This window comes from Steroidobacter cummioxidans, from assembly GCF_003104955.1.
This window is the reverse complement of the sequence record NZ_LSRW01000006.1, coordinates 98,049-116,631: the sequence shown is the minus strand read 5'-3', so window position 1 is coordinate 116,631 and position 18,583 is coordinate 98,049. Positions and strand designations below refer to the sequence as shown.

Genomic DNA, 18,583 nt, shown 5'->3' with positions numbered 1-18,583 from the left:
CGCTAATGTTGCCGATTGCCGTCGTTTCAGCCACTGATCACAGTGCCCAACACGTGGGTCAGGTTGGGATCGAGCTGCGCCTTCATGCGGGCGATGTCGATCAGGCGCGTGCTGTCCCTGCGCGTGCCGAGCAGGCAGCCGCGAGCGCGGGTTGCGATGATCTGGCCATCGGCGAACTCGAGCAGCGGCGGCGTGTCGAGGATGATCACGTCGTAACGACCGGCCATTTCATCCAGCAGCTGAGCGAACGGCAGGCGGCTCAACAGCTCCTGCGGATTCGGCGGCGGCGTGCCGGCCGTCAACACATTCAAACTTTCGAACTGCGCGACCTTGCGCAGGGCTTTCTCGGTGCGCGAGGCGCCTTTGATCAGGTCGGTCAGGCCATCGCATTCGCCGAGGCCGAACAGATGATGCTGGACCGGGTTGCGCAGGTTGGCGTCGATCAGCAGCGTGCGCTCGCCGAGCTGGGCAAACACGATCGCGAGATTCGCGGCCAGCACGCTGCAGCCTTCGCCGCTGCGCGCCGAGCAAACAGCGAGCGTGCAGTCATGCTCGCCCATCCAGCGCATCAGCAGCTGACTGCGCAGCGTGCGCAATCCTTCAGCGTACTGACCGAAAGGCTCGTAGGCCGCCGCCAGCAGTGGCGACAGCGCCGACTCGCCAATGCGAGCGATCGGATAACTGAACTGCTGGGCCAGGGCCGAGCGCAGCTCGCCCTCGGTGATCAGTTTCATGGCGACGGCCACTTTGCCGAAGGGCTCGCCGCGATCCAGGTGCGCGGCCAGCACCTTTTGCAGATCGGCTTCCGAGAGCGCACCCATGTTCAGCAGGATCTCGCCAATACGGATCCGCGGGCGGGTGACCCGGGGCAGGCGGGATCTGGGTTCGACAGCGGCGTCCATCACGGGCGTCCTCAATGACTCGATCTCAGTGGAGCGTTCAGTTCGCTGGGGCAACGCCGGGCTGCAGCTTCAGCTGGCGGCGCACTTCACGTTGGCGATGACGACGCGCAGCCGCCGGCAACGCCGGCAGTTCCGCGAGCACGGGCAAATCGGTGAAGTCGGCCAGGTCCTCGGCGGAGCGCAACCGGCGGTTGCAGACTTCCAGCGTGAGGATCAGGCCGATGGCGAGCGCGATGCCGGCGAACAAGCCGACGGCCAGGTTGAGCATGATCCGGGGCGATGCCGGCAGCAGCGGCGGCGTGGCCGGATTGAGGATGGCGACGTTGGTGCGATCGACGCGGCTTTCCAGCTTGGTCTTGTTGGCCTGCGCGAGTGCGGCGTCGTAAGCGGTGCGGGCGCTCTCGATATCGCGGGTCAACACGACCAGCTCGTCCTGCTGGCGCTTGAGCGCGATGATGCGGTCCTTTTGTTCTTCCAGCGCCTTCTGCACGGCGCCGACCTGACGACGGGCCGTTTCCGCGCTCTGCCGCAGCGAGCCGCGAGTCACGCCGATTTCGACGTTGAGCTTGGACTTGAGCGCGGCCACTTCGGCATTGGTCGCGATGTACTGCGGGTGATTCACGCCGTAACGCTCGCTGACCTCGGCGAACCGGGTCTCGGCGCGGGCCAGCTCCGACTTCAGGCTCTGGATGGTCGGGTTCTTCATCAGATCCGGCAGCGAGTCGAGCTCCTCGCTGGACGTGATCTGCTGGGAGCGTGCGTTGGCATCGAACATCTGCGCCTGCACGGAGACCAGCTGATTGGAGATCTCCTGCAGACGTGCATTTTCCACGTCCATGCGCGCGGCATCGACGCCGAGCACGCCGTGATCCGACTGATACTTGGACAGCCGGACTTGAGCGGCGACCAACTCCTCGCGCAGCTGCGAAACCTGCTGTTCGTACCAGGTCACCTGGCGGCGGGCCGGGTCGACCTTCAGCTCCAGGCTGGTCTGGATATAGGCGTCGGCGAAGGCGTTGGTCATAGCCGCCGACTGCACCGGATCCGAGCTGCTATAGGAGATGCGGATGATGTTGCTGCTGCGCGCGGTCTTCGCGTCCACGTTACGCAGCAGGTTGTCGACCAGCCAGGAATTCAGATCGGTGTCGGTGCCGCTGTCGCGGAAGCTGGCAACCACTTCGGGGTTGGTGGCCAGGCCCATCTTCTCGATGACCTTCAGCGCCACGTTGCGGCTGCGGATGATCTCGGTCTGGGTGGACAGGTGCGTGGGCACCAGCATCGGCGCCAGCGCCTGCTCCTTCATCGGGTCGCTGCCCTGCAGATCGACCACCAGCGCCAGTTCCGCCACGTATTTCTTCGGGGACAGGAAGCTGATCACGGCCACCCCGGTCACGACGACCAGGACAATGGTCGTGAACAGCAGTGCGCGTCCACGCAGAACTCTCAACATTTGAGCGAGGCCCATCATAGTGCTTCGTTCCCAGTAACCGTTTCGATCATTTCAGGCGCCAATTCAAAACAAGCCTTCCTTGACCATCAACACGTCGTCGGCTTGCAGCAGGTCAGGGCCCTTCGCCGAGTAGTGTTGTTCCTTACCGTCCTTGTCCTTGCGCTTGATTACCACCCGGCGTTCCGAGCCGCGTGTCGTCAGGCCGCCACCGGCCGAGATTGCGCGTGACACCGTCATGCCGCGCTCGAGCTTGTACATGCCGGGTCTCTGCACCTCGCCATACACATAAAACTGCGGGGCGCGCGGCACATACAAAGTGTCGCCGCCAGCGACCTCGTGGTTCTGGGCGGGGTCGCCCATGAACAGCGCGGACAAGTCGACCGGGGTCTTGCTGCCGTCCTTGCGCATCAGGGTCGCCACGTCGGCCGCCTCGCCATTGACCGGACCGCCGGCCTCGGCGAGCAAATCCAGCACCCGGCTGCTCGATTGCAGCGAATACTGGCCGGGCTTGCTGACGTGCCCCATCACCGACACCTTCTGGCTGCGGTACTCCACCACCAGGACCGACACCTGCGGCTGCTTCAAATAGCCGCCCTCGACGAACGCGCTCACCAACTGCGCTTCGACCTGCGCTGGCGACTTGCCGGTCACCTGCGCCTGGCCGATCAGCGGATAGGTGATGTTGCCGGACTCGCTGACCCGCACCTCGCCGGACAGCTCCGGTGAGCCGAACACGTTGACCCGCAACAGATCGCCAGGTCCCAAGCGATAGTCCGAATCCGCCGCAAAGCTCGCACTGCTCAGCATCGAGCAGATCATCAGCAGCACCGCGCTCAGCGTTGAGGCAAATCGGCGCGCCATCGGACTAATAAGCATGTCTGTCGTTCCAAACCACCATAGCTGTCTTGAGGATGATCATCAGGTCGAGCGTCAGCGACCAGTGCTGGAGGTATTCCAGATCATGTTCGATGCGCGAACGCATGGAGCCGATGTCATCGCCGCCACGGAAACCGTTGACCTGCGCCCAACCGGTAATACCCGGTTTAACTTTGTGCCGGAGCATGTAGCCGGGGATCAACCGCCGGTACTGCTCGTTGACCGCGACCGCGTGCGGGCGCGGGCCGACGATACTCATGGTTCCTTCCAGGACATTGAACAGCTGCGGGAGTTCATCCAGCGACGTGGCGCGAATGAATGCCCCAACTGAAGTGACGCGCGCGTCGTTGCGCGTGACCTGCGTATAACTCTTATTGCCGTCTTCGGTGACGGTCATTGAGCGGAACTTATAAACCACGATCTCCTTGCCGTCCAAGCCATAGCGCTTCTGGCGGAAGATCACCGGGCCCGGCGAGGTGAGGCGGATGGCCGCCGAGACCGCCAGCATCACCGGCGACAGCAAGGCGATGGCCACCGCGGAGATCGCGATGTCGCTGAGGCGCTTGGCGATACCGCGCCCGCCGTAGAACGGCGATTCGCACACCGCCACCACCGGCACCCCGTTAACCAGGTCGAAGCGCGGCTGCACCAGGTCGCACATGGTCAGGTCGGGCACGAAATACACCGAGGCCGTCGAATCTTTTAACGATTGCAACAGCTCGGTGATGCGCGGATGACGGGTCATCGGCAGCGTTATGTAGACCACGTCGATCGAGTTGCGAGCGATGTAGTCGCGCATCCAGCCCAGCTTGCCCAGCACGCGATGCGCGCACTCCTCGGGCAACCGTCCGGAATCGCGGTCGTCGAAGTAACCCACCACTTCCATGTTCAGCCAGGGCGATTCCTGCAGATTGCTCGCCAGCTTCGCGCCGAGCCGGTTGGCGCCGGCGATCACGACCCTGCGAGGTGCGCCGCTGTTGCTGGCCCGCATGAACAAATGCGGCGCGTACAGCCGACCGACCCACAGCACCAGGGGCGTGGAGACAGCCCAGCTAACCAGCACTTCCCAGCGCAGTTGGTTGGCAATGCCCGCGATTTCCAGCAGCGCCCAGATGAAAGCGATCACCAGGGACCAGCGGAAGATGATGCCCATCAGCGAAGCAATGGCCATCGAGCGTCGGCGCGGTGGCGCAATCGGCAGGGCGTCGAGCACGTCGGCGGCGCCGAAGAAAGCCAGCACCGCCATCAGGAAGTACGGGCCCTGCAGCAGGTTTTCGCGCCACACCAGCATGCACAGGCCCAGTGTGAGCACCGGCATCACCGGATACAGCAGTGACTTCAGGACGAACAGCGAGGTCGGCTCCGACGCGCTGACGGCGGCCGACCGGTCGTACGACCTCAAGGGTTGACGTTGATTGAGCATCTTACTTCGCGCCCGTGCGGCAGCGGTTCAGCAATCAGAGGTCGCTGAAGCGCTGGGGACGCAGGAAACGATGCTTGCGGCGCAGTTGATGGCCGATCAGCAACACCGTCACCAGAGCCATCAGCCAGCCGCGCGACATCGAGTCGTCCATGCTGCCGGGCGCCGAACCGGAGCTCGCCCGGACATCGTTGCTCAAGTTGCTGGTCAGGTTGCCGCTCAGGCCGTTGCCATCGAGGCGCACCTGGGCCGGACCGGCGACCATTTGAGTGGTGGCCGCCGCCGGGACGGCGATCGAGCCACTCACAGTGCTGTTGATAGCCGGGGTCGCACTGGCGACCCAGCTAGTACTCACGGCTACGAAAGCCAGCGCGAGTTTGATCAGACGCATGCATCACTCCTCAATCAATGACGCACACGCGGACAGGCTCGGTCGCATATCGTTGTGTGCGTTTGCGCCCCCGTCCCCACGGCTCGCAATTAAACATTTCGCAAGACTCATTACGTCTTGCCCCATTTACGCTTGCTTTCAACGAAGCAAGTTCTATTCCAATGTAATTCTTGCCGTCGCTGAACGGCGAAACAACGCAACGCGCACCGAAATGCATCAAATACAACCTTGGCAGGCTAATTAGACCAATCTCGTTTGCTGCGCAAGTACAACATTCGAACACGACGAGCAGATGACATGCGTCATGCGTGAACAGTTCAATTGCAGCTGTGCATCAATGTGGAACGTTGATTTCAAGTGTTAAATTGCCGCCCGTCCAAGTCACTGCTGACAACACAACAGCGTTACAAACATCTGTTGTTTTACTGCACGAGTCGCAATCCGCCCGCTGCGCTGTTCGCGAATAGCGACAGCGCAGATTCAATCCTTCCGTTCCTTCGTTAACCCGATTTCTTTTCGGTCTGTCGCGCGACGGCTTCAGCTGCGGCCTTGATGGCCTCGGGATCGCCCAGAAAGCGACGCGAGGTGGGCTTGAGCGCCTGGTCCAACTGGTAATGGATGGGGACCCCAGTCGGAATGTTGAACTCGACGATTTCTGAATCGGACATACCGTCGAGCATCTTTACAAGCGCGCGCAAACTATTGCCGTGTGCGACGACTAATACATTTCGTCCGGCGTTTAACTCCGGAGCGAGGCGGTTGTTCCAGTACGGCAGCACTCGATCGAGGGTAGTCTTCAAAGATTCGGTGGTTGGCAGCTCTTGCGGCTGCAAAGAGGCGTAGCGCAGGTCGAAACGCGGATGGCGTTCGTCGTCCAGCGACAGGGCCGGCGGCGGAATGTCATAGCTGCGGCGCCAGATCTTCACCTGGTCGGCGCCAAATTTTTCGACAGTCTCGGCCTTGTTCAGCCCCTGCAGGGCGCCGTAGTGGCGCTCGTTCAGGCGCCAGCTGCGCTCCACCGGCAGCCACATGCGGTCCATCTCATCGAGCGCGATCCACATGGTGCGGATGGCGCGCTTGAGCACCGAGGTGAACACCTGCTGAAACTCGAAGCCTTCTTGTTTGAGCAATCTGCCAGCGGCACGCGCTTCATTGCGGCCCTGTTCGGTCAGATCCACGTCCACCCAGCCGGTGAACAGGTTTTCCAGATTCCAGGTGCTTTGTCCGTGACGCAGAAGTACGAGTTGGCCGGGCATAACTAAAGTGAGGGTGGAGCAGGGACGACTTTATATCAGACATCACCCCTAAGCCGCAGGTGTCGCTTCGTTCATTCATAGTGTCCTGGGAAGCAGCAATGGCTGTCGCCAGTTGCCGTCAGTTGCGGCGCTAACAACACGTGCTCAGCGTGTTAATAAAATCGTCATTGCGGTGTTAATAAAACCGGCATTTTTTTGTTATTCGAGCCGACTTTCATTCCTTGGGAGCGCCTGCGGCGCTCCCAAGGCATTGGCGGACGGTCATTCCGTCATGCGGCGGACGGCCTGTAGCGCAACCGACAGTGTTGCGAAGTCCATTGCTGGCAAGGCGCGCATGTCGCTGACCGTCTGTCGCAGATAATCGACAGCGGCGCGATGGCGCGTGATCCAGCCTTCCAGCAACTCGGTGGGGACGGTCTTGCCTTCCTTGCTGGCGCGCTTGGACTCCGCGATGACCTGCAAGCACAGCGCTCGCTGCAGGTTGTAGACGTTGTCCCGCAAGGTCGTGCGTGCCACCGCCTGCCAGTGACCTTCCACGCCGAGCACTTCGACCTGCTCCCGGATCCAGTCCAAAGACAGCGCCGTGCCCACGCCGAAGTACAGCGCGGCCACCCGATCCAGCGGCAGGCTGCTTGCTTCGGAGATCTCGATCAGATCCGGGCCGGAGCGCAACGCCATCAGGCTGGCCATGCGCCGGGCGAGCTTGTCCGGCACGTTGGCGCCGGCGTAGCGAGTATGGCGATTGTTGTAGACCGCGAGGTCATCGCCACTGAGCGTCTTGGGCAACAGGCTGTCGAGGTCCTTCATGCCACGGCGGAAGCGTGAGACTTGGCGCTCGATGTCGAGCTGCCCACTCTGGCGATGAATCAGCCAGTAGGTGCAGAACCGCAGCATGCGAGTGGTCTCGAACATCATCTCGTACTGAACCGACGCGGCAATCTTCGTATCGAGCGCCTCGATGTCGGCCCAGGTGTCGCGCATGGCGACGAACTCGCGGGCAATGGCGTAAGCGCGGGCGACAGTGCCGGCGTTGGCGCCGGTGTCTTCCTGGATCCGACGAGCAAACGTCGGGCCCATGCGGTTGACGATGCTGTTGGTGGTCGCGGTGGCGATGATCTCCCGGCGCAAGCGGTGCTCGGGCAGATACTTGTTGAACCGCTTCTGCATCAACGCCGGGAAGTAACGTTCCAGCTCGTGACCCAGGAACGGATCCTCGGGCACATCCGAATCGATGAGCTTCGAGTACAGCGCCATCTTGGCGTACGCCAGCAGGATGGCGAGCTCGGGCCGCGTCAGGCCCTTGTTCGCCTGCTGCCGCTCGCTGATTTCTTCGCTGGCCGGCAGGAATTCGAGCCCGCGATCCAGCAGCCCCGACACTTCGAGACGACGGATCGAATGCGCATGCTCGAGCAAGTCCTTGCTCGCGCGGGCCTCCAGCATCGACAGCGCCTGGCTCTGTAGATAGTTGTCACGCAGCACCAGGGAGGCGACCTCATCGGTCATGTCGACCAGCAGCGCGTTGCGCTTGTCCAGCGTCAGGCCGGCGCGCTTGGGCAGGTTGTTGAGCAGGATCTTGATGTTGACTTCATGATCCGAGCAATCGACGCCACCGGAGTTGTCGACGAAGTCGGTGTTGATGCGCCCGCCGCCGAGCGCGTATTCGATGCGCCCTCGTTGCGAGAAGCCGAGATTGCCGCCTTCGCCGACGACTTTGCAGCGCAGATCGCGGCCATTGACGCGCAAGGCGTCGTTGGCGCGGTCACCCACGTCGATATGAGTTTCGTCGGTGGCTTTTACGTAGGTGCCGATGCCGCCGTTCCACAGCAGGTCGACCGGCATGCACAGAATTGCGCGGATCAGCTCGATCGGCGTGAACGTGTCGCGCTTGATGCCGAGCATGGCCTGCACCTGCGGCGACACCTTGATCGATTTGACATTGCGCGCGTAGACGCCGCCGCCCTTGGAAATCAGCTTGCGGTTGTAGTCCTCCCAGCTGGAGCGCGGCAGGTTGAACATACGCTGGCGCTCTTTATAAGAGGCGGCCGCATCCGGATCCGGGTCCAGGAAGATGTGCTGATGGTTGAACGCCGCCAGCAGCCGGGTGTGCGGCGACTGGAGCATGCCGTTGCCGAACACGTCACCGGCCATGTCGCCGATCCCGATGGCGGTGAAGTCCTGCGACTGGGTATCGACGCCCATCTCGCGGAAGTGGCGCTTCACGCATTCCCAGCCGCCGCGTGCCGTGATGCCCATCTTCTTGTGGTCATAACCGGCCGAGCCGCCCGAGGCGAAGGCGTCGCCGAGCCAGAAGTTGTAGTCGGCCGCCAGCCGATTGGCGATGTCGGAGAAGGTTGCCGTGCCTTTGTCGGCTGCCACCACCAGATAAGGGTCGTCGCCATCGCGACGGACCACCTGCGGCGGCGGCACGATCTTGCCTTCGACGATATTGTCGGTGATGTCGAGCAGCGCCGAGATGTAGGTGCGATAGCACTCGACACCTTCACGCTGCACGTCTTCGCGGCTCGCACCGGCGGGCATGCGCTTGGGCACGAAGCCACCCTTCGCGCCGACCGGCACGATCAAGGTGTTCTTCACGTTCTGCGCCTTCATCAGGCCCAGCACTTCGGTGCGGAAGTCCTCGCGACGATCGGACCAGCGCAGGCCGCCGCGGGCAACCTGACCCATGCGCAGATGGACGCCTTCGACGCGCGGTGAGTAAACGAAAATCTCGAATGCCGGGCGCGGCTGCGGCACTTCCGGAATGCTGCGCGAATCGAGCTTGAACGACAGCCACTGCTTGGGCGCGCCGCTCGAGTCCGTCTGGAAGTAGTTGGTGCGCAGCGTCGCCTGAATGGCGTGCGCGAAGCGACGCAGGATGCGGTCTTCATCGAGACTGCGCACCGAGTCGAGCAGATCGGCCAGCTCTTGTTTGAGCCGATCCACGTCGGCGCTGCGCTTGGCCGGCTTGTGCGCCGGATCGAACTGCGCTTCGAACAGCTGCGACAGGATGGTCGCGATCCTGGCGTTCGAAGTCAGCACCTGCTCCATGTACGCCTGGCTGAAGCTCGCTCCGGTTTGAATCGCGTAACGGCAGTAAGCGCGCAGCACGCTGGCCTGACGCCAGGTGAGGTCGGTGACCACGATGAGTTGATTGAAGCCGTCATTCTCGGCGCGGCCGGTCCACACGGCCGAGAACGTGTCGGTGAACCGTTCGCCCAAAGCCGCGGGACTGATCGTGCTGCCGTCGCGACGCTGCATCTCGAAATCCTGCAGCCAGATCGGGCGGCCGCCGGATACAGCGATGCGATAGGGGCGCTCGCTGACGATCATGAAGCCCATGTTTTCGAGAATGGGCAATGCCTGCGACAAGGCGATTGGCGCGGCCGCTCGGAGCAGCCGCAGGTGCACTGTCTTGCCTTCGCCGTTCGCCAGGCGCATGGCGATCTTGTCGGTGTCGGCGATGACTTCGTCGAGCTGGCGAATGTCGTCGATCGCCACCTCGGCGCTCGTGTCCTCTTCGTACGCGGCCGGGAAGGCGTTGTGGAACTTCTCCGCCAGCAGGCGGCCATCCAGCTCGCCATGCTTGTCGATCAAGGCATCGCGCAGCTTGTCGCTCCAGGTGAGCACGGTCTCGGCGATCGCCTGCTCCAGCTCTTCGGCATCGATGCGTGGGCCGCCGACGATCGGCAGGCGAATGATCATGTGCACCCGAGCCAGCGCCGATTCGGACAGCTGGATCTGCGATTCGATGGCGGTGGCTTTGAGCTTGTCGTTGAGCACCGCTTCCATCTTCTGCCGGACCTGCGTGTTGTAGCGGTCACGCGGCACGAAGATCAGGGCGGAATAGAAACGACCGAAGGTGTCCCGACGCAGGAACACGCGCACGCGCTGACGCTCGTACAGATTGACGATGCCCCGGACGGTGCGGATCAGGTCGGTGACGCTGGCCTGGAACAGCTCGTCGCGCGGATAGGTTTCCAGCACGTGCACGACCGCTTTGCCGTCGTGGCTGGCCGGGTCCAGGCCGAAGTGTCCGACCACGCGCTCGATCTTGTGACGGAGCATCGGAATTTCGCGCGGGCTGCGGTTGTAAACCGCGGAGGTGAACAAGCCGAGGAAACGTTTCTCGCCGGTGACGCGGCCTTGCGCATCGACGGTCTTCACGCCGACGTAGTCGAGATAGGTCGAGCGATGGACGGTGGAGACGGAGTTCGCCTTGGTGATCTGCATCAACTCGGGCTGACGCGCGTGTTCGCGCAGCTCGCCGGTGAGCACGGTCGGCTCGGCGCGATAACCTTTGCGGGTGCGCAGGATGCCAAGGCCGGTTTCCGGCATGGGCACCAGCAGGTCCTCGCTGCGGCCTCGTTTCAATTGATACTGGCGATAACCGAGGAAGGTGAAATGATTGGCGGCCATCCAGTCGAGCAGCGCTTTGGCTTCGCGCGCTTCGTTGGGCTGTACGCCGGGGTTGTCGCGCTCGATCTCGTTGGCCAGCTCGGTGGCGCGCTGGCGCATTTCATTCCAATCGCCGACGGCCAGACGCACGTCTTCGAGCGTGCGTAACAACTTCTGCTCGATTTCCTGCAGCCGCTCCGGCGCGCCGATGCGATCGATCTCAATGTGCTGCCACGACTCCTGCGTGAACTTCTTCGCGTCGCCGTTCTCGCCGAGTGCTTCAAGCTTTCCTGCGCGATCGCGCCGGACCGGCAGCACCGGGTGAACCATCATGTGAATCGTGAGACCCGCCTGGGTCAGCACCATGCCGAGCGAGTCCACCAGGAACGGCATATCTTCGTTGGTCACTTCGACGATGGTGTGCGTCGTGCTCCAGCCATCGCGCGCTTCATCCGTATTGAATACACGCACCAGCGGACGGTTGGGCTTGCGCACGCTGGCGCTGCGCAGATGTGCCAGGGCGATCGCCGCGAGCGTGTCGGGCCGGTATTCAGCCAAATCCTCTTCGCCGACGCCGCGGTAGTACTGGCGGACGAACTCCTGAACATCCAGTGGATCACCGCGCTTCTTCAGCGTGCGGGCGGACTGAGCGATGCGCTCGATCAGTTTCTGACGTGCAGCGGGAATGGTCGTGGTCATGATGCGACGATGCTGAGCCTCTCTCGTGACGACTGAACCTATAGGGTAATAGAACCCCCTGGTGCCGGGTGCACCAAAATGGAATAACGACGCGCTCGCGAGCTTCTTGGCGGTTAGCTCGGCAACTGCAGATCAGTGATGACCGCAGCGAGAAAACGCAGTGCCTCGCCGCCGGTTACGCAACGGTGGTCGAACGTTAATGACAACGGCAGACGAACGTGTATTTCCGGGGCATTTGCGCCGGCAACGACGTCTCTTTGCAGCTTGCCCGCGCCCAGAATTGCAACTGTCGGTGGCACTACTAGCGGAGTTGCATACCGTCCGGCGACCGTACCAAAGTTTGAAAGTGTGAACGTGTAGTCACGCATTTCTTCTGGCGTGATGGTACGGGCGCGCGTTCGCTGCTTGATGTCGTCCAGTTGAGTGCGCAATTGCGCGGCCGACTGCGAAGTGACATCACGCAGAACCGGAACGATCAGGCCCTCGTTTGTATCCACTGCGATCGCCAGATGAACCTGTTCCATCAATTTGCGCGACGGGCCGGCAGGATCGAACAACGCGTTAAGTGCCGGTTCCGCTTGGATACCGGCGACGATGGCACGGACCAGCCGGACCGTGATGTCACCGCGATCCTTCCAAACATCGATATCGGCGTCGTCGAAGATTGTGCACATCGCGATCTCGTCGCGAGACAGCGCCATGCTCTGTGCCATGGCTTTGCGCGGGCCGCGCAGCTTGTCGGCATCGGTAAGCCCGGGGACGGCCGGCGCGCGTTGTTGTGACTTGCTCAGATTTGCCCGAGCGAGCACATCGTCGACGCTCACCAATCCATGCCGGCCGGTCGCCTGGCACGCGGACAGCTCGACGCCCAGGCGCTTCGCCAGCATGCGAACGGCCGGCGCCGCACGCACGCGCTCGCGATCCCTGTATGCACGACGACCGCGACCGACAATGGCGTGATCGACGAGCTCTTCGTTGCGCGTGGCCATGTGGCCGACGACCATGCCCTGATTCGAAGGTGCGGCGGTGGCGCTGGCCTGCGGCGGCAGATCGAAATCCACCAGCGGCTTGCCGGTCTGCACAGTATCGCCGGGCTTTGCATGCAGGCGAACGATGTTGCCGGAGTACGGGCTCGGCACATCGACAACGGCCTTGGCCGTCTCCACCGACAGCAGCGGTTGATCGACTTCGACGTGCTGGCCCTCTTGGACGTGCCACGACACGATTTCCGCTTCGGGCAAGCCTTCGCCGAGGTCCGGGAGGTTGAAGGTCACGCTCATAGTCTTCTTCCTAGCCGGCCAGGGTCGCTTGGGCCGCATCGACGATGCGGGCCACGCTCGGGATGTAGTCGTTCTCGAGCCGATACAACGGCACCACGGTATCGAAACCGGTGACGCGTTGAATCGGTGCCAGCAAATCATGCAGGCCGTGCTCGGCCACGATCGCAGCGATCTCGGCGCCGACGCCGCAATTGCGCGCGGCTTCGTGCACGATTACCAGCCGTCCGGTTTTCGCCACGGATTCGAGAATGGTCTCGGCGTCGATGGGACTCACAGTTGCGAGATCGAGCACTTCGGCACTGATGCCTTGAGCTGCGAGTTGCTCGGCCGCTTGCAACACGTCGGTCGTGATCGCGCCCCAGGTCACGATGGTGACGTCTTCGCCTTCGCGCAGGATGTAACAAACATCCAGCGGCGCGGCGACGCCGTCATCCGCCACTTCCTGCTTCGCCAGTCGATAGATGCGCGTCGGCTCGAGGAACAACACCGGGTCCGGATCGCGTATCGACGCCAGCAACAAGCCATACGCTCGCGCCGGCGAGGAGGGGCAGACCACGCGAATGCCAGGCACGTGCGCGATCATCGATTCCACCGACTCGGAATGATGTTCCGGCGCATGAATGCCGCCGCCGTGCGGCGTTCTGATGACCACCGGACATGACAAACGTCCGCGCGTGCGATGGCGCAACCGGCTCATGTGGTTGACGATCTGATCGATGGCCGGATACAGGAATCCCATGAACTGGATCTCGGCGACCGGCCGCATGCCTTGCGCGGCCATGCCGACGCACATGCCGGCGATCATGTTCTCGGCGAGCGGTGTGTCTTGCACGCGATCGGCGCCGAAGCGCTCGAACAAGCCGGAGGTGGCGCGAAACACGCCGCCGCTCTTGCCGACGTCCTCACCGAGCACGACCACGCTGGGATCGTTTGCCAGCTCCCACGCCTGCGCCATTGCGATGGCTTCGACCATTGTGACTTTGGGCATGGAAGGCTTCAGTGAGAAGGCCGGCCCGTGCCGGCGTAACGACGCGCGAGTTCCTTTTGCTCTTCCACGTACGGCGGTGGATTGGCGTAAAGGTGGTCGAACATCGCGTCGGTGGATTGACGCGGAGTGTTCAGGTACTCCTGAACGGACGCATCGACCTCACGGGTGAACTGCGCTTTCATCGCTTGCTCGCGCGCTTCATCTAGCACGCCGCGAGACTCGAGCAACTTGCGCAGCCGGATCATTGGCTCGACTTTCCAGGCTTCGGCGACTTCACCCTCATCGCGATAGCGGCTCGCATCGTCGGCGGTGGTGTGATCGCTCAAGCGATAGCTGATGGCTTCTACGACCGTCGGTCCGCCGCCGTTGCGCGCTTTTTCCAGGGCGCGGGACATGCAATCGCGAACTGCGATCACGTCATTGCCATCGACCTGAACGCCGGGGATGCCCGCAGCAATGCCTTTCTGCGCCAGGGTTTCAGCCGCGGTCTGCTGTTCGATGGGAACGGAGATCGCCCACTTGTTGTTGACGACCACGAACACGATGGGCAGCTGGCGCGCGCCGGCCAGGTTCATCGCTTCGTAGAACGTGCCTTCCGACGTGCCGCCGTCGCCGATATACGCAACGGCGCAGCGGGGCTCCTTGCGAATCTTGAATGCCATGGCAGCGCCGGCGGCGTGCAGCGTCTGGGTCGCGATGGGCACGCACCAGGGGAAGTCGTGGCGAGGCACGGCGAAGTTGTTGCCGCGTTCATCGCCGCCCCAGTACAGCAGCACCTCGGTCATGCTGACGCCACGCCAGAACAGGGTGCCGATCTCGCGATAAACGATGGCCAGGCAGTCTTCGGGGCGCATCGCCGCGCCGACGCCGACATGAGCGGCTTCCTGGCCGAGGCAGGGCGCGTAGGTGCCGAGCTTGCCGGTGCGTTGCAGATTGACGGCCTTGGCGTCGAAGGTGCGAGCTCGCAGCATGGCCGCGAACATCTTCAGCAACTCGTCATTGTCGGCTGCGAACGCCGGCAACTCGTCGAGCGGACGGCCCTGCGGGCTCAGCTGCCGCAGATACTCGATCCGAAACTCCGCCACTGTTCTCACTCGTCGCCGCTCCTTCGATCGCGATCGCGGTAGCGATCATGCAAGCGGCGCGAATTATAGCGACTCCTTCCTAAACGTCGCGACTCACTTGCATTGATTTGGCTTGCTCCATGAGCCGGGCCAGCAGCCGGTCGAGCGTGCGCCGGTCATTTGGACTCAGTGCGCTCAGCAACTCCGCCTCGTAGCGCAGGGCCATGGGAGCCACGCGCGTGTAAACGGCCTGTCCAGCGGCGGACAGGCGCAGGATGGAGCGGCGCCGGTCGCCCTTGTCGAAGGCCCGCAGGACGCGTTTCGCATCGAGCAACCCTTGTAGCGCCCGGCTGACGGCAACTTTGTCCATGGCCGTGCGTTCCGCGACCTCGATGGCCGACAAATCGGGGTAGCGGGCCAGCACCGCCATCACGCGCCACTGCGGGATGGTCAGGCCGAATTCGCGCTCGTAGGCGCTGGCGATCACCATGCTGACCGTGTTGGTCAGCACCGACAGCCGGTAGGGAATGAAGCGATCGAGCTGCAACGGGACCGGCTCGAGCTGCGGCTCGGCAACTTTTTCCTTAGTCCCATTCATGGCTTGCGCGCACTCCCCTTGACGGGTCCGGAAGATATAGTTTCAATTGTAACCATTAGTTTCGAAGCAGGGGATCCGTATGAGCAGCGCCGCCCAGGACAGTCACAACCCGTTGGGCACCGACGGGTTCGAGTTCGTCGAATACACCGCCGAAGATCCCGAGCTGTTGCGTACTTTGTTCGAGCGGCTCGGCTTTCCGGCCACCGCCCGACATCGCAGCAAGAATGTCACGTTGCATCGGCAGGGTGATATCAATTTCATCATCAACGCCGAGCCGGACAGTTTCGGTCAGCGGTTCGCGCGCGAGCATGGCCCGTCGGCCTGCGCGATGGCGTTCCGCGTGCAGGATGCGGCGTATGCGTTGAAGCGCTGCATCGAGCTGGGTGCCAAGCCCGTCGAAACGCGCGTCGGCCCGATGGAGCTGCACATTCCCGCCATCGAGGGCATCGGCGGCAGCCTGGTCTATCTGGTCGATCGTTATGGCGAGCACACGATTTATGACGTCGACTTCGTGCCGGTCAAAGGCGCTGCGTTGAATCGCACGGCCGGGCTCACCTACATCGATCATCTGACTCACAACGTGGCTCGCGGCAACATGGACAAGTGGGCCGGCTTCTACGAGAAGCTGTTCAACTTCCGCGAGATTCGTTACTTCGACATCGAAGGCAAGAAGACCGGCTTGTTCAGCCGCGCGATGACCAGCCCGTGCGGCAAGATTCGCATTCCCATCAACGAGTCTCAGGACGACAAGTCGCAAATCGAAGAATACCTGCGCGAATACAAAGGCGAAGGCATTCAGCATATCGCACTTGGCACCTCGGACATCCAGCGCACCGTCGATGTACTGCGCGAGCAGGGCGTGCAGTTCCAGGACACGCCGGACACCTATTACGAAGGCGTCGACGCGCGCGTCAGCGGCCATCGCGAGAACCTGGAAGAGCTGCGCAAGCGTCGCATCCTGCTCGATGGCAATCCGGACAAGGGCGAGGGCCTGCTGTTGCAGATCTTCACCCAGAACGTCATCGGCCCGATCTTCTTCGAGATCATCCAGCGCAAGGGCAACGAAGGATTCGGCGAAGGCAACTTCAAGGCGCTGTTCGAGTCGATCGAGCTCGATCAGATGCGCAGAGGCGTGATTTAACCACTGAGGTGTGCCATGAAACGTCCCATCATTCCATCGCGGGTCGAGGGCACGGCATCGCGACAGGCGCATGCCGACCTGCCGCAAGGGACGTTCGAGCGCGAGATCAGTAAGGAAGGCTTTTTCGGCCCGGCCGCGTTCTTTCATCATCGGCATCCGCCGACCGGCTGGGTCGAGTTCGAAGGGCCGCTGCGTCCGCATGCCTTCGATTTGACTCAGCTGGATCGGGATCAAACATCGCCCTGGCAGGCGGCGGAGATTCTGCGCAACGCGAATGTCCGCGTGCGCGTGTGGAATGCCAGTCAGTCAATGGATCATCTGGCGCGCAACGCCGACGGCGACGATCTGCTGTTCGTGCATCGGGGCGCAGGTGAGTTCCATTGTGACTACGGTCATCTGACGCTCGCCGCGGGCGACTACGTCGTGATTCCTCGCGGCACGATGTGGCGCATCGACTTGCAGGAGCCGATGTTTGCGTTGCTGATCGAGGCGACCAACTCGAGCTACTCGCTGCCGGATAAGGGCCTGTTGGGTGCGCATGCGATTTTCGATCCGGCGATGTTGGATGTGCCGCAGATGGACGCCGCATTCGTCGCTCAACAGAGCGACGATCGTCAGTGGCAGGTACGGGTCAAGCGCAACAACGCGATCTCGAAGGTCACGTACCCGTTCAATCCATTGGATGCGACGGGCTGGCACGGCGATCTTTCGGTCGTACGTATCAACGTGAAGGACATCCGGCCGGTCGCGAGCCACCGGTATCACTTGCCGCCCTCCGCGCACACCACGTTCGTCGGCAATCGCTTCGTGGTCTGCACGTTCGTGCCGCGGCCGTTCGAAACCGATCCGGGCGCGTTGAAGGTGCCGTTCTTCCATAACAACGACGACTACGACGAAGTGTTGTTCTATCACGCCGGCGATTTCTTCTCCCGCGACAACATCAAGCCGGGAATGATGACGCTGCATCCTTGCGGCTTCACGCATGGCCCGCATCCGAAGGCGTTGAAGAACATGCTGGTGCAGTCGAAGCCGGCGACGGATGAGTACGCAGTGATGATCGATACACGCGATGCGCTTGAGGTGACGGAGTCCGCCGCAGCCGTTGAATGGTCTGGATACGTTGACAGTTGGAAAACTAAATGAAGCTTGCAACCCTTCGTAGCTCGTCCCGTGACGGTCAGCTGGTCCTCGTCAGCCGCGATCTGAGCAAGGCCGTTGCGGTCGCGCACATCGCGCCGACGCTGCAAGCGGCACTCGACGATTGGTCGAGCCTTGCGCCGAAGCTGGCTGAAGTCGCTGCTGCGCTCGAGCAGGGCGGCGTCAAGGACTCGTTCTCCTTCGATCCGGCGCGCGCAATGGCGCCGCTGCCGCGTGCGTATCACTGGGTCGACGGTTCCGCTTACGTCAATCACGTCGAGCTGGTGCGCAAGGCACGCGGGGCGCAGATGCCGGAGAGTTTCTGGACCGATCCGCTGGTGTATCAAGGCGGCTCGGATGACTTCCTCGGCGCACGCGATGACGTGCCGGTGCCCAGCGAGGAATACGGCATCGACCTTGAGGGCGAGGTCGCTGTGATTACGGACGACGTGCCGATGGGCACGAAGCGCGAGGGCGCGTTCGATCACATCAAGCTGGTCATGCTGGTGAACGATTGGTCGCTGCGCAATTTGATTCCCGGCGAGCTGGCGAAGAGCTTTGGTTTCTATCAATCCAAACCGGCGACGGCGTTCTCACCGGTCGCGGTGACGCCCGATGAATTGGGCACGTCGTGGGCGGAAGCAAAGGTGCATCTGCCGCTGGTCGTGCATGTCAACGGCAAGCCTTTCGGTCAGCCGAACGCGGGCGTCGATATGACGTTCGACTTCGCACGCTTGATCGAGCACATCACGCTCACGCGCAACGCCCGCGCCGGCACGGTGCTGGGGTCGGGCACGATTTCCAACTACGACCGTTCGCTGGGGTCCGCGTGCATCGCCGAGCGTCGTACGCTGGAACAGATCGAGCAGGGCAAGCCGGTGACGTCGTTCCTGAAGTTCGGCGACTCGGTGCGCATCGAGATGTTCGACCCCCACGGCCGCAGCATCTTCGGTGCGATCGAGCAGAAAGTCGTGCGTCGTTGACGC

Annotated in this window: 14 protein-coding genes; 3 read left to right on the top strand and 11 right to left on the bottom strand. The window is 62.5% G+C overall.

Going from position 1 to position 18,583, the window contains the following annotated elements:
• Nucleotides 1-26 precede the first annotated feature (26 nt).
• The 11 genes from D0550_RS04935 to D0550_RS04885 all read right to left on the bottom strand — a co-directional run bounded on the left by D0550_RS04935 (nt 27) and on the right by D0550_RS04885 (nt 15,319).
• On the bottom strand, nt 27-902 hold the full coding sequence (locus tag D0550_RS04935) for a polysaccharide biosynthesis tyrosine autokinase (protein ID WP_116807997.1): 876 nt from the start codon (nt 900-902) through the stop codon (nt 27-29).
• A gap of 37 nt (nt 903-939) precedes the next feature.
• On the bottom strand, nt 940-2,370 hold the full coding sequence (epsF, locus tag D0550_RS04930; protein ID WP_116807996.1) for a chain length determinant protein EpsF: 1,431 nt from the start codon (nt 2,368-2,370) through the stop codon (nt 940-942).
• Nucleotides 2,371-2,415: 45 nt separating this feature from the next.
• Nucleotides 2,416-3,228 (bottom strand): polysaccharide export protein EpsE, encoded by an 813-nt coding sequence (gene epsE, locus D0550_RS04925; protein WP_206606094.1) that lies wholly within the window; start codon nt 3,226-3,228, stop codon nt 2,416-2,418.
• Entirely contained in the window at nt 3,218-4,651 is a 1,434-nt protein-coding gene (locus D0550_RS04920; RefSeq protein ID WP_116807994.1) for an undecaprenyl-phosphate glucose phosphotransferase, read from the bottom strand. Before D0550_RS04920 ends, epsE begins: the two co-directional genes overlap by 11 nt.
• 34 nt (nt 4,652-4,685) lie before the next feature.
• Nucleotides 4,686-5,039 carry a hypothetical protein gene (locus D0550_RS04915; protein ID WP_116807993.1) on the bottom strand — a complete coding sequence of 118 codons (354 nt, stop codon included), beginning with the start codon at nt 5,037-5,039 and terminating at the stop codon, nt 4,686-4,688.
• A gap of 500 nt (nt 5,040-5,539) precedes the next feature.
• Complete coding sequence (gene gpmA, locus D0550_RS04910; RefSeq protein ID WP_116807992.1) at nt 5,540-6,295, bottom strand: 2,3-diphosphoglycerate-dependent phosphoglycerate mutase; 756 nt, start codon at nt 6,293-6,295, stop codon at nt 5,540-5,542.
• A 261-nt stretch (nt 6,296-6,556) separates the two neighbouring features.
• Nucleotides 6,557-11,389, bottom strand: a complete 4,833-nt coding sequence (locus D0550_RS04905; RefSeq protein ID WP_116807991.1) for an NAD-glutamate dehydrogenase — start codon at nt 11,387-11,389, stop codon at nt 6,557-6,559.
• Between the two features lie 113 nt (nt 11,390-11,502).
• A complete protein-coding gene (locus tag D0550_RS04900; protein WP_116807990.1) occupies nt 11,503-12,669 on the bottom strand; it encodes a dihydrolipoamide acetyltransferase family protein in 1,167 nt (388 codons plus the stop codon).
• A 10-nt stretch (nt 12,670-12,679) separates the two neighbouring features.
• Entirely contained in the window at nt 12,680-13,657 is a 978-nt protein-coding gene (locus D0550_RS04895) for an alpha-ketoacid dehydrogenase subunit beta (protein ID WP_116807989.1), read from the bottom strand.
• 8 nt (nt 13,658-13,665) lie between these two features.
• On the bottom strand, nt 13,666-14,751 hold the full coding sequence (gene pdhA, locus D0550_RS04890) for a pyruvate dehydrogenase (acetyl-transferring) E1 component subunit alpha (protein ID WP_116807988.1): 1,086 nt from the start codon (nt 14,749-14,751) through the stop codon (nt 13,666-13,668).
• A 70-nt stretch (nt 14,752-14,821) separates the two neighbouring features.
• Nucleotides 14,822-15,319, bottom strand: a complete 498-nt coding sequence (locus D0550_RS04885) for a MarR family winged helix-turn-helix transcriptional regulator (protein WP_116807987.1) — start codon at nt 15,317-15,319, stop codon at nt 14,822-14,824.
• Nucleotides 15,320-15,398: 79 nt separating this feature from the next.
• Here D0550_RS04885 and hppD point away from each other — a divergent pair, with 79 nt between their 5' ends.
• The 3 genes from hppD to D0550_RS04870 are packed head-to-tail and all read left to right on the top strand — an operon-like array spanning nt 15,399 to nt 18,580.
• Nucleotides 15,399-16,460, top strand: a complete 1,062-nt coding sequence (hppD, locus tag D0550_RS04880) for a 4-hydroxyphenylpyruvate dioxygenase (RefSeq protein ID WP_116807986.1) — start codon at nt 15,399-15,401, stop codon at nt 16,458-16,460.
• A gap of 15 nt (nt 16,461-16,475) precedes the next feature.
• Nucleotides 16,476-17,603 (top strand): homogentisate 1,2-dioxygenase, encoded by a 1,128-nt coding sequence (locus D0550_RS04875; protein ID WP_116807985.1) that lies wholly within the window; start codon nt 16,476-16,478, stop codon nt 17,601-17,603.
• The gene (locus tag D0550_RS04870; protein ID WP_116807984.1) at nt 17,600-18,580 is read left to right on the top strand and encodes a fumarylacetoacetate hydrolase family protein; all 981 of its coding nucleotides are present in this window, start codon (nt 17,600-17,602) and stop codon (nt 18,578-18,580) included. Before D0550_RS04875 ends, D0550_RS04870 begins: the two co-directional genes overlap by 4 nt.
• Nucleotides 18,581-18,583: the final 3 nt, after the last annotated feature.